Origin of the sequence: Dyadobacter sp. UC 10, assembly GCF_008369915.1 — a bacterium.
Lineage (GTDB): Bacteria > Bacteroidota > Bacteroidia > Cytophagales > Spirosomataceae > Dyadobacter.
On record NZ_VSRN01000001.1, the window covers coordinates 6,126,385 to 6,139,073 of the forward strand.

Sequence of the window (12,689 nt, forward strand, 5' to 3'; positions counted from 1 at the left end):
TTTAAAAAATTCGGCTTTCAGCAAATTGAACTTATGGTAATGCGAATGCTACATAGCTTCCGCCCGACTTCAATCCATATCTGGTACCACCGGCTGCTATCACAATGTATTGCTTCCCGTTAACCATATAAGTAGCCGGCGTCGCGAAACCGCCTGCGGGTAGTTTGTATTCCCACACTATCTTTCCGGTTTTAGTATCAAAAGCCCTGAGTTTTTCATCGTATGTGGCTGCAATAAAGAGCAATCCACCGGCTGTAACGATCGGCCCGCCGTGATTTTCGGTCCCTGTCGGTGGCACTCCCTGGCGGGTCAGTTCGGGATATTCTCCGAGAGTTACCTGCCACAAATACTCGCCCGTATTCAAATCTACCGCATTCAACGTTCCCCAGGGCGGTTTGATCCCGGGATAATTATCCTGATCGCGAAACTGTACATTACCATTATTGATAAAAGGAGGCGAAAACGGAAAGTCACTGACCTTCTTCGGAGTTACCTCGGCAGTCTGCGCATGGATATCATTGGCCGCAGGCTTTGCCTCCATATTCAGAAGAAATGTGATGATTTCGTTCCTGTCTTCTTTGGAAAGGTGCTGGAAGGAAGGCATCCGGTTTCTGCCGGTTTCCAGCAATGCATTGATCTGGTCACGGGACATTTTTTTACCGATATCCTTTAAAACGGGGTAAGCCTGATCTGTCGTCGCTACTGCATTTTTCGCGTCCGTAGCGTGGCAGGCGGCGCAGTTATTATTGAATAAAACCTGGCCTTTCGACAATAACTGTCCCTGCGGCTTGTCTTTCGCATCCCGCATTTTGAGCCACCAGAGCATATTGTTCCCATTTACGTACATAATCCCGTTCGGATCAGCAGCTGCACCACCCCATTCCGCCCCTCCGCCTATGTGATAAAGCAAGCTGCCTGTAATGCTTGGAGGCTGATTTTTAGGACCTTTTGTACTATTATTAAACCGATCGAGTACATACGCGCGTGCCTCGGGTGTGCGGCTGGTGATATCGGCTTCCGTAACTGATTGATATGCAAATGGTGCAGGCTTAACCGGAACAGGCTGCGTAGGCCACGGCGCTTCGCCCGGCAATGCATTCTTCACGGGAACAGGCACTTCCTTAACAGGAAAAAGGGGCTTGCCGGTGTCGCGGTCGAATACAAAAATATAACCGTCTTTGGTCGCCTGCGCAACTGCATCGACCTTTTTCCCTTTGTGTGTGACAGTGATCAGATTAGGCGGACAGGGAATATCCCGGTCCCAGAGATCGTGGTGTACAGTTTGGAAATGCCATTTTCGTTTGCCCGTTGCCGCGTCGAGTGCGATCACACAATTGGCGAACAGGTTCGTCCCTTTTCTGGCCCCGCCGTAAAAATCAACCGACGGCGAGCCGGTACCCAGGAATACAGAACCGCGCTTTTCGTCGAGCACCATTCCGGCCCAGCAATTGGCACCTCCCAGCTTTTTATAGGAATCTTTTGACCAGGTTTCATATCCATATTCGCCAGGAAGCGGAATGGTACGGAACGTCCAGGCGACTTTTCCGGTCTTCACATCAAATGCCCGGATATGTCCCGGCAGCGCATCTCCTCCTTCTGAAACGGAGGATCCGGTGATGAGCAGATTTTTATAAATAATCCCCGGAGTTGTATTTCTGATGTTAAAATTATTGAGGTTATAACCGTAAGTCTTTTCATCTCCCAGCCCGTTGTGGAAATCTACTTCGCCATTGGTCCCGAAAGACTTCACCGGTTTTCCGTCTGATGCATTGATCGCAAAAAGTGTGGAGCCTGCCGTAAATAGGATCCTTTTATCATCTCCCTCCCTCCAATAAACAACGCCGCGCATCGGGTGAAAACGTGGTCTTTTTCCCTCAAAAGGATCAAATTTCCAGAGCTCTTTTCCGGTAGCGGCCTCGATAGCGAAAACTTTCAAACGGGGCGTCGTGCCGTACATAATGCCATCGATGATGATCGGCTGGCATTGCATATCCATGCCGCGCTCGTTCGGATTGTTATTTTCGCCTGTATCGTAGGTCCAGGCCGGTTTCAGGTTCTGAACGTTTCCACTATTGATTTGGCTTAAAGGCGAATACCTGCTCCCGGCATTATTACCGCCATAGGTAGGCCAATCCTCTGCCGTGGCACTGTGCCGCGAATTGCCGTTGGTGACAACACCAACAAAGGACGAGATATTGGATAGCAATAAAATAAGGGCGGCAGATCGTAACAAATTTCGGTTCACGGGCAAAATGTGTTATTAATATGTACTGGCAACTAGGTTGTCCCGTTGAGCGAAGCCGCGTTTCGGCTTCGCTCAACGGGAGAATCATATAAATCGTTTAGTTCAAATTCGGGTTAATGGAAGTATCGGTGTAAGGCAGCGGAAACCAGTAATTGGCTTTCGTGATCGGCTTGATCGGCTGCAAATCGTCCGGGCTTTTCTTGGCATTCGCTTCTTCTACTTTTTCCAGACGAACGAGGTCAAACCAACGGGTACGCTCGCAGGCAAACTCCCAGGCACGTTCCTGCACTACTTCATCGGCAAACTGCGCTGCGGTAAGTCCATCGGCAATCGCGAGCGGCTTGGTACCGGCTGCCCTGCCTCTCAACCTTACCTGGTTCAATGCATCATAAGCCGCCTGGTCGGGACCGCCGGTGCCCCGGGCTTTGGCTTCTGCGTAGATGGTCAGTACGTGCGGGTAGCGCATCATGACCGTCGGCAGTGAAATGCTGGAAGTGACTACATTACCTTTGATGTACCATTTCAGGTAGTACGGATGTTTGGTCAGACTGTTCTGCCAGGGAATTTTTTTATCTCCCAACCCAAACTCTGTCCTGAATGTGGCATCCTTACGAGGCCCGGCAGGAAAATCGCGGAAGAAATTCAGCTCCGCAAACATATCGTCCCAGCCGCCTTCTTCGCCTGGCATGGTCGTGTTGCCATAAGTCGCATTGGCCGTCCCGCTTCCGCCCAGAAACCCACTGATCTGATAAACCGCCTCGCGCGTTCCCGATGAAGCAGGGTCATTTTCAAAGACGGCTGCAAAAGTGGGCAGCAATTCAAAACCGTATGCAGCCTTGTTATCAATCACTTCTTTGGCTTTGGCCGCGGCCAGATCATATTTGTCCGTTTGTTTCAGCGGCCAGCCTGCCATCGTCAGGTATACATCGGCCAGAAATGCTTTCGCAGATCCTTTGTTTGGCCGCCCCGGGTCTCGTTTTGCATTGGGAAGATTTGTTTCTGCTACTAGCAGGTCGGCCACGATCAGTTTGTATACTTCTTCCGGACTCGATTTTCCGATCGTCAGCAACTCGTCGGAGTACTCTCCCGTCGTAACGAGCGGAATATTTCCCCAAAAGCGCGTGAGCCAGTAGTAGGAAAACGCCCGCACAAAATGCGCTTCACCAACGATAATGTCGATCGTAGCTTTGGTACCAACCGTCTTCTCCCAGTTATTGATCACATTATTCGCCCCCTGGATCGCTTTGTAGCAACCGTTGTAAACGGCATTGGAACGCTGGTTGGTTGTCGACGGATTAAACTGGTCGAATTCGCGCCAGTCGGCCTTGTTACTGGCCGGGTGCGTGGTCACGTCGTCGCTGCCCAGCGTGGCGGCATTCGCGGAAGGGTGGATAAATCCGTACCCCCACTGGTTGGCCAGGCCTTTATAAGCGCCCGTTAATGCAGATTCGAGGCCTTCCTGAGTAGAAAGCACATTCTCCCCGTAGAGCAGCCCGGTAGTATCTTCTTCGAGATAATTTTCGCATCCCGTACCGGTAAGCAGGGAAGCGACAAGCAGGTATGTTGTTAGTTTTTTCATTGTTGGTTGTTGGCTTTTGGCCATTAGCTGTTAGCGGTTAGCTATTAGCCCTTGGCATTGGCCGGTTTATTTTTAAGATTTTATGACAAGATTGATTAGGGATTTTGAACTGAGCTGTTGGCTGTTAGCCGTTAGCTATTGGTTATATTTTGTTAAAATTTAATAATAAGATCGACTCTGAGACTTGAACGAAGCAATAAGTTCTCGCAAGGGCTAAAAGCTAAAAGCTAATAGCTAATGGCTAATGGCTAATACCTAACAGCTAATGGCTAACAGCTTCACTCAAAACCCCAGCGTAATCCCTACCGTATACACCTTTGCATTCGGATACGAACCTCTGTCAATTCCCATTGCAGTATCCGTATTCGAACCTACGTTGCTGGATTCGGGATCGGGACCGGAATAGTTGGTGATCGTCAGCACATTGGTAGCACTAGCGAATACACGCACGGTCGCTTTGTCCCGGAAAATGGAGGTAGGTACATTGTACGACAAGCTGATATTTTTCAAACGAACAAAACTTCCATCCTCAATAAACCGGCTCGATTGCGTGAATGGCTGGTACGTTTTGGTGAATGCAGGAATGTCCGAATCCTCATTGCCTGGACGGTAGTAGTCGCGAATTTCCGTCAGCAAAAATTGTCTTGCCTCGCCCGATCCTGACATCGCGCCTGCGCGGGTATAGTTCAGTTTATCCAAACCAAAAGCGCCCTGGAAGAACACGTTCAATGTAAGTCCGGCATAGGTGAATGTATTGTTCCAGCCACCCGTCATTCTTGGAAATGCCCGGCCAACGATCTGAAAATCATCTGTAGTAATCGCATTGTCCCCATTTACATCCTGATAACGCGGATCGCCCGGAACGCGGCCCTGTAGGGCGGCAATATCCGCTTGATTCGGCTTGAAAGTGCCCAGATAGTTCAGGCCCCAGTAAGAACCCAGCGATTGTCCGGGCATCAGCATAAATTCATTGGTGATCGACATCCCGCCGCCCGCGCCGGTACCTGCGCCGAGACGGGGTAATCCGCCCAGACTTACTACCTGGTTTTTAAGTGTCGCCAGGTTCAGGTTAGTTTCCCAGCTGAATTTGCCGGTTTCAACAGGACTACCGCCAAGAGAAAACTCGAAACCCTTATTTTCAATCTCACCCACATTACGCGTTTGCGTGCCGCCGCCGGCATAATTTGGCAGAGCTACGTTCAACAGCAGATCGGTCGTTCTTTTATGGAAATAATCTGCTTCCAGGCGGATCCTGCCATTCAGGAACTCCATTTCCAACCCTACATCGGTTTGTTTGGTTGTTTCCCATTTCAAATTCCGGTTACCCTGATTTCCCTGGATTACACCGGCAGTCACGCCAGTATTGTTGAATGCAACCTGAGTTGAGTTATAAGGTGATAAGGTTGCATAAGGATTGATCGCCTGGCTACCCGTAATACCCCAGCTTCCGCGGAGTTTTAGATTGCTGAACACATTCAGGTTTTTGATAAACTGCTCTTCCGAGAGTCTCCAACCCACTGCAATCGACGGGAAAACGCTGTTTCGATTATCTTCACTGAATTTTGAAGAACCATCTCTTCTGATTGCCGCAGTAAGCAGGTACTTGTCTTTAAATGCATAATTAACGCGGCCAAGCAGCGAAAGCAAGGTCCATTTTGAATAGCCCGAGCTGACAGTGGCCGCAGCGTTACCGCCGATATTGTCATAACCCAGCTGCGGAAAACGCAGTCCGTTTGCGGTCGCTGTAAAGTTTCGATCGGTAAATTGCTGCGTTTCCAAAACCGCCACTGCATTGATACTGTGGTCACCAAACGTTGTCGTATAGTTCAGCGAATTGGTATTCTGCAAAGTCACCTGGTCGGAAGCGTACCGGTTTGCATTCGGGTTATTATTCGACAACCGTTTGCCGGTAAAATTCCTGTTGTCCAGGTCCAGGTAATTAATCGCATATTGGAGGTCGAGCGAAAGTCCGCGGATCGGAAGCTGGTAGGTCAGCCCGCCGATTGCATTGATATTCCACCGGGCTTCGTCATACGATTTATCATACAACTGGTCGATCGGGCTTCTCGAAACCGAGCCGATCGGATCTGCGAAAGTCGGTTGTCCGTCCGCGCCGTAAGCCGGTGTTGTCGGCGCCCACTGCAAAGCTTCGATCAACGGCCCGCCGCCGCCGGTATTGTGGTTATTGGTGCGTGCACCGGAAATGTTGAACTTCAATGCGAGGTTTTTGTTCACCTGCGTCGAAAGATTGGTGCGGATAATGTAACGTTTAAAACCTGTATTTTCCACGATGCCCCGCTGGTTTACATAGTTGCCCGAAACCAGGAAAGAGGTTTTTTCATTACCTCCCGAAATCGTGGCCTGGTGTTGCTGGCCGCTGCCGGTCCGGTAGATGAGGTCCTGCCAATCGGTGCCGCCTGTTCTTTTGTACTCTTCAATCTGCTCGCTGGTAAAGGGAGGATTAGAGCCGGTGGCCAGTGCGCGCGCATTTACGATCTCGGCAAACTCTCCCGCGGGCAGGATATCAAATTTTTTGATCACATTAGAAACACTTCCCTGGCCTTCGTAAGATACCTTAATGCCTTTGGCACCTTTTTTAGTGGTAATGATCACGACCCCGTTCGCCCCCCGACTACCGTAAATCGAAGTCGACGCCGCATCTTTCAACACCTGCAGCGATTCAATATCATTGGGATTCAGGAGATTGTAATTCGCTCCTACAAAGCCATCTATGACATACAGCGGATCATTATTTCCTAAAACCGAGTTGGCCCCACGCACCCTGACGCGCGAATCACCGCCGGGCGCACCATTTGCCTGGGTAACCTGCACACCCGCCACGCGGCCCTGCAATACCTGATCGAGGCGTGTGATCGGCTGTTGCGAAAATTCTTTGGTCGACACCACCGACAACGCGCCGGTTACGTCAGTCTTCTTCTGCGTTCCATAACCTACCACGACCAGCTCACCCAAACTTTTGGACTCCTGTACCATTTGCAAATCGATCGTCGACCGGTTCCCGATCGCGACAGTCTGGCTGGTGTAACCGATAAATGAAAATACCAGATTGCCACTGCCGGGTGCATTAATAACGTAATTTCCATCTGCGTCGGTAACGGTCCCCTGCGAGGTACCGCTGATCAAAATGCTCACCCCGGGTAATGCGACGTTGTCCTGGTCGGTTACCTTTCCTGCTACCCTTCCATTCTGGGCTATCGCTGCGCAATGGCTGAGAACCAGAAATGTCATGGCTAAACCTAAAAGTTTTCTCATGGTTTTGTTAAATATATTTATATTAAAAATTAAGAAAATACTACTTAAAGAATTCAGTAAGCATAGGCATCCAATCCTGCCAGGCAGGTTAATCCATCAAATCGCGAATTCAGAAGGGCTTATACTGTCACCAGTCCACGACGGAGCCGTCGAGCGCATTGTAGGGTTCCGGATTCTTCCAGTCGTGCCCGATCTTATCTTTGAGCTTATCTTCGTCCAGCTCCACACCCAGTCCGGGCTTGGTCGGCACCATCACGGTACCATCTTTTTGCAGTTTAAAAGGTTCTTTCAGATAACCCTCACCCAGCGAAACCTGCTCCTGGACCAGGAAATTGGGCACACTTGCAGCGAGCTGCAGGCCGGTAGCCAGCGAAATCGGCCCCATCGGATTATGCGGCGCGATCGGAATGTAGTATGCTTCGGCCATTCCTGCGATGATCCTGCCTTCTGTAATACCGCCGGCGTGGCACAAATCGGGCTGCAAAATGCTGGCGGCGCCTTTTTCAAGAATTTCCCTGAAACCCCATTTAGTAAAAATCCGCTCACCCGTCGCAATCGGAATGTGGGTGCCGCGGGCAATATCCACCAGCGTGTCTACATTCTGCGCCTGGCAGGGCTCTTCGATAAACATCGGCTGATATTGCTCCAACTCCTTGATCAGAACCTTGGAAGTCTGCTGGGGTACCGCTCCGTGGAAGTCAATTGCAATATCCATTTCCGGCCCGCCGGCTTCGCGTAATGAAGCAAAATTATCCGCAGCATATTTAATAAATGCCGGATTCTCGACGATATTGGCGGGATTCTTTTTCGCTACCCCTGTTTTAATTACCGTAAAACCTTCGGCTTTACGTTTCTTCATATCCTCCGCATTCGCCGCCCGGCCGTATACACGCACCCTGTCACGGGTAGGGCCGCCCAGCAGTTCGTAAACCGGGACATTGAGCAGCTTTCCCTTGATATCCCACAAAGCCTGATCGATCCCGCTCAATGCACTGGTCAGAATCGGTCCGCCGCGATAAAATGCATGGCGGTAAATCGCCTGCCAATGATGTACCACAGCCCTAGGATCCTTTCCGACCAGATAGGGTTCCACTTCCTGAATAGCAGTTTTAATCGTTAACGCGCGGCCTTCCAGCAGCGGCTCACCCAAACCTACGATTCCCGCATCGGTATGTATTTTCAAAAAGATCCACCGCGGCTTCACCAGAAAGGTTTCCAGCCTGGTGATTTTCACGCTGCCGTATTCCCGAAAAGGCATCACCGGTGCTGCATAGGAAGATTTGGGCAAAACCATCGTTGTTGTCGCTGCCACACCAAGCAGTGATTGGATGACGCTGCGACGGGAAAGCGCGGAAGATTTGGACGGATTTTTCATCGTTAAGGATTGGATTGGGGTATGGGTAGTCAATGGTAGTCATTGTTAGTCAATGGTAGTCAATGGTAGTCATTGGTAGTCATTTATTGTTCGGGGTGGTTCGGTGTTGGTTGAGGTAATCCGGTGTTCTAGTCTTGAAATACTCACTCACTCACTCACTCACTCACTCACTCACTCATTCATTCAATCATTCACTTCTACCAATTATGAATCGACCCATCGGGGGCCTTCAAAATCGGGTGCGGGAATTTGGTTTTTTCTTTTACTTCCATCACGAAGGTGGCTTTTTTAGGGTCAAACTTTACGCCGAGTCCAGGGGCTTCGTTGAGGTATAGCTTACCGTTTTTGAAATTGATAAAATCTTCATTGAAATAAGGCGGCCGCTCGGGTTCGCCCCCGCCCAGTTCCATCATCGCCCGCGCAGGACTGCTCGAACCAAGCACGTGAACAAGCGTAGCCGTGGACAGCGGACCGGTAAAGTGCGGGATCATGCCCACATAATGCGTTTCGCACATCGAAGCCAGCTTCTTGAACTCAGCTATTCCGCCCGTATTCGGTAAAGTAAACCGCGTGTAGTCGATCCAGCGCTTTTCAATGAATTCGTTGGAATCCCACCGGTCGCCGAACTGTTCACCCACAGCGATAGGCACTTTGGTCATCGCGCGCACATTCTGGTAGACAGCCGGGTTTTCGGAGCGGACAATATCTTCTACGAAATAAGGTTCAAGCGGTTCGAGCGCCGTGCATATCTTCAAGCCGTCCGTGAGGTCGAAGCGGGTGTGCAGGTCAATCGCCCACTTTCCGCCCCCTCCTACTGCCTCATCAATCCTTTTACAGAACTCGATGGTCTTTTTTACATTTTCATAAAAATCAAATGGCTGGTCACCATTGCCACCTGTCGGCCCGATCCGGTACGACCTAAGTCCTGCTTCGATACAATCCCGCGCGCGCTCTTCTTCGGTTTTGGCTTTGGAAGCGCGGAAACCGGTCGCATAACATTCCACGTAATCACGCGTCGCGCCGCCGAGCAGCTCATAAACCGGCACATTCAATGCTTTGCCTTTGATGTCCCAGAGCGCCATTTCAAGCGCGCCAAGTGCATGCAGCTTTTCGCGTCCCGGCGGGTAAAACATCCCCCGGTACACATTCTGCCAGATGTGCTCGATCCGGAATGGGTCCTCGCCGATCATCATCTGTGCGCATTGCTCGATCATATCCCTGGAGCCGCCCTCGCCGATACCGATGATCCCGCCGTCGGTTTCTATTTCTACAATCCCGCGCGCCTGATTAAAAAGTGGCTTATTATAACCCGGAGCAGCATAGTAGCGGATTTTTGTAATCTTCATCTTGGATGCAGCCTCAGCCTTAAATAACGGAAGACCGGTAGCCACGGCAGCCGATCCTAATACTGCGTTTTTTATAAAATTTCGTCTTTGCATGGGGGATTGGGGTTGGTTAGGGGAATGTTAGGACGTGAAGGGGTGTTTGTGATCATTAGTGGTCATTGGTTGTCATTGGTGGTCAGTAATGGTCATTTATTGTCACTCGTGGTCATTGGTTGCTGGATATTGTTTAGGGTGGTTCGGTTTGGTTGGAATTGGCGGGAATTATTGCTTCCGAGCTTTGCCTGATGGTATTCGTAAAACAATAAACACCCCATACAACATCAATCACAAAAAGACAATAAATGACCACTGGTGACTATCAATGACCACAAATGACTATCAATGACAACCAATGACCACCAATCACAACCATAACCATCCCTATACTACTTAACCCCCACCCCCGAAGACTCCCTCGTGATGAGCCTGGCTTCCATCAGGATTTGCTTCATGCCTTCTTCCGGATTTTTAAGTTTTTTCAATAGGTACTCGACGGACGTTTTTCCAAGCATTTCAAGCGGCTGCCGAAGATAAGTGATCGGGCAGTAATAGAGGTCGAAGACTTCCGCCTGCCCGAAGCTCACGATCGCCAGATCACTTGGCACCTTCAATCTCAACTCGTTGATGTATTTCAATCCATTGATAGCAAGTCCGTAAGTCGCGAATATCAAGGCTTGCACCCTGTTGTCAGAGGCAAGAATTTCATCTATCGCTACTTTTACTTCCTCTTCCATTGCATCAAATAGTACCTCTTTCAGCCAGCCGTCCTGAAACGCAATCTGGTTATCCAGCAACGCATGCTTGTATCCTCTGACCCGCTCTTCCATGTGGTACATTGTCGATTTATATGCCATGATACCAATCCGGGAATAGCCGCTTTTGATCAGATGAACACCTGCGTCATAAGATGCCTTGTAATTATTGGTGGCGACAAAATCGGTCTGAATATCCGGAAAATGGCGGTCGAGCAGCACGAAGGGAATATTGCGTTCTTTCAGATAAATAACCTGATTTTCAGAACCCTCACACGAAACGATGATGAAGCCGTCGACCTGCCGGTTGATCAATACATTCAAAAGATCCCAGGACTTTTCAGCATTTTCATCACAGCTTCCGATGATCACAGTATACCCGTTCCGCTTTGCTTCATCCTCGACCACCCGCGCAATATTGGCAAAAAAAGGATTGGAAATATCAGCAATGATCAACCCGATCGTGTGCGTTTTTCCGCTTCTCAAACTCTTGGCCAAATGATTAGGCTGGTAATTCAAATCTTTGGCTATCTGCTTGATTTTCTTCGCAATAACCTCACCAACCCGCGTTTCCTTTTCTTTCCCATTCAATACATAGGACACCAGTGCCGTCGAAACACCCGCTTGCTGCGCTATGTCTTTCAGGGATGTTTTTTTCATATTGTTTGAATAAAAAATTAGGAAGAATAACTAATTAAGGCCTGACCAGCGTACCATCGAATTTGCGGACCTGCCAGTTTGATTTCGTGGTGATCGGATATTTGGCGGCCGCCTTTTCGTCAATATCCACTCCGATACCAGGAACCTCATTTACAGACATATAGCCATTTTTCATCGTCGGACAGCCGGAAAATACTTCCAGGGTCTTTTCATTAAACGATACTGCTTCCTGGATACCGAAATTCCAGACCGCCAGGTCAATATGTGCGTGGGCCGAGTGTCCAACTGGAGATACGTCGCCGGGACCGTGCCAGGCCGTGCGCACATTGAACCACTCGCCCAGCCGCGCTACTTTCATAGCCGGTGTCACCCCGCCGATCTGCGACACGTGTATCCGGATATAGTCGAACCATTGATTGGCCATTGGTTCAAGAAATTCATTGATATTATTGAACAACTCACCCATGGCGATCGGTACCGAAGTAACCTGCCTCAACTGCTTGAACCACTTCATGTTTTCGGGCGAAAAAGGGTCTTCGATAAAAAATGGATTAAATTCTTCGAGCTTTTTAATCATGTTAATCGCATTCATCGGCTGCACGCGCTCGTGGATATCGTGCAATAGCTCAATTTCATCTCCGCAGTTTTTACGTACTGCTTCGAACAGCTTCGGTATCGCTTTCAGATAGCTGCCCTCATTCATGAAATTGTCGGTCGGCCCGCCGAAATTTTCCTTCTTAAAATCAGGCTGCTCTTTCGTGCTGCCGACATTTCCGTACCCACCCTGCTGAATACGGATGTATTTGAACCCGCGCTCCTGAATGCTTTTTACACTTTCCACGGTAGCCTCGGGAGTATTGCCGTTCGCATGGGTGTAACAAGGCACTGCGAAGCGCACTTTTCCTCCCAGCAATTGGTACAGCGGCATTCCGGCGCGTTTTCCCTTGATATCCCAAAGCGCCTGGTCGAGCCCGCTCAATGCGTTGTTCAGTACCGGACCATTGCGCCAGTAGGAGCTCACATACGCCCCATGCCACATATCCTCAATCTGGTCCACATCTTTTCCGGCACAAAATTCATTCAGATAAGTGTTAATGGCGACAATAACAACCGCCGCACGCTGCGTAAAAGTGGCGCAACCAAGACCATACAAACCCGGTTCCGAAGTTTCCACTTTCACAACGATCAGGTTGGAGCCCTGCGGTGCCGTGGCGATAGCCCTCACGCTTTTTATGGTCACTGGCTTCATGGCTTTTGCATACTGCGGTGTCTCTCTTTCCTCGCGTGCTTTCGCATCAGAAACGCCGCCGAACAAGCCCAATAAGCCTGCTGAACCACTCAGGCCCAGTGCTTTCATCGTTTCGCGTCGGGTTATTCCATTTTCTTTCATAGGATTTCAGGTAAAATGAATATTGATTAA

Annotated in this window: 7 protein-coding genes; all 7 read right to left on the minus strand. The window is 49.7% G+C overall.

Annotation, left to right across the window (positions count from 1 at the left end; genetic code table 11):
• Nucleotides 1–31: 31 nt before the first annotated feature.
• The 7 genes from FXO21_RS25405 to FXO21_RS25435 all read right to left on the minus strand — a co-directional run bounded on the left by FXO21_RS25405 (nucleotide 32) and on the right by FXO21_RS25435 (nucleotide 12,659).
• Nucleotides 32–2,245, minus strand: coding sequence for an outer membrane protein assembly factor BamB family protein (locus tag FXO21_RS25405; protein WP_149642715.1), 2,214 nt, complete (start codon nucleotides 2,243–2,245; stop codon nucleotides 32–34).
• A gap of 97 nt (nucleotides 2,246–2,342) precedes the next feature.
• A complete protein-coding gene (locus FXO21_RS25410) occupies nucleotides 2,343–3,824 on the minus strand; it encodes a RagB/SusD family nutrient uptake outer membrane protein (protein WP_149642716.1) in 1,482 nt (493 codons plus the stop codon).
• Nucleotides 3,825–4,106: 282 nt separating this feature from the next.
• The gene (locus FXO21_RS25415; RefSeq protein WP_149642717.1) at nucleotides 4,107–7,097 is read right to left on the minus strand and encodes a SusC/RagA family TonB-linked outer membrane protein; all 2,991 of its coding nucleotides are present in this window, start codon (nucleotides 7,095–7,097) and stop codon (nucleotides 4,107–4,109) included.
• A 127-nt stretch (nucleotides 7,098–7,224) separates the two neighbouring features.
• On the minus strand, nucleotides 7,225–8,472 hold the full coding sequence (gene dgoD, locus FXO21_RS25420; RefSeq protein ID WP_149642718.1) for a galactonate dehydratase: 1,248 nt from the start codon (nucleotides 8,470–8,472) through the stop codon (nucleotides 7,225–7,227).
• 197 nt (nucleotides 8,473–8,669) lie between these two features.
• Nucleotides 8,670–9,911, minus strand: coding sequence for a mandelate racemase/muconate lactonizing enzyme family protein (locus tag FXO21_RS25425; RefSeq protein ID WP_149642719.1), 1,242 nt, complete (start codon nucleotides 9,909–9,911; stop codon nucleotides 8,670–8,672).
• Nucleotides 9,912–10,243: 332 nt separating this feature from the next.
• Nucleotides 10,244–11,269, minus strand: a complete 1,026-nt coding sequence (locus tag FXO21_RS25430) for a LacI family DNA-binding transcriptional regulator (RefSeq protein WP_149642720.1) — start codon at nucleotides 11,267–11,269, stop codon at nucleotides 10,244–10,246.
• Between the two features lie 34 nt (nucleotides 11,270–11,303).
• Nucleotides 11,304–12,659, minus strand: coding sequence for an enolase C-terminal domain-like protein (locus tag FXO21_RS25435; protein WP_149642721.1), 1,356 nt, complete (start codon nucleotides 12,657–12,659; stop codon nucleotides 11,304–11,306).
• Between the last annotated feature and the right edge of the window lie 30 nt (nucleotides 12,660–12,689).

Excerpts from the sequence above, each read along its gene's own strand:
- FXO21_RS25430 (WP_149642720.1), bottom strand. The coding sequence starts at position 11,269 with ATGAAAAAAACATCCCTGAAAGACATAGCGCAGCAAGCGGGTGTTTCG.
- FXO21_RS25415 (WP_149642717.1), bottom strand. The coding sequence starts at position 7,097 with ATGAGAAAACTTTTAGGTTTAGCCATGACATTTCTGGTTCTCAGCCAT.
- FXO21_RS25410 (WP_149642716.1), bottom strand. The coding sequence starts at position 3,824 with ATGAAAAAACTAACAACATACCTGCTTGTCGCTTCCCTGCTTACCGGT.
- FXO21_RS25435 (WP_149642721.1), bottom strand. The coding sequence starts at position 12,659 with ATGAAAGAAAATGGAATAACCCGACGCGAAACGATGAAAGCACTGGGC.
- FXO21_RS25425 (WP_149642719.1), bottom strand. The coding sequence starts at position 9,911 with ATGCAAAGACGAAATTTTATAAAAAACGCAGTATTAGGATCGGCTGCC.
- dgoD (WP_149642718.1), bottom strand. The coding sequence starts at position 8,472 with ATGAAAAATCCGTCCAAATCTTCCGCGCTTTCCCGTCGCAGCGTCATC.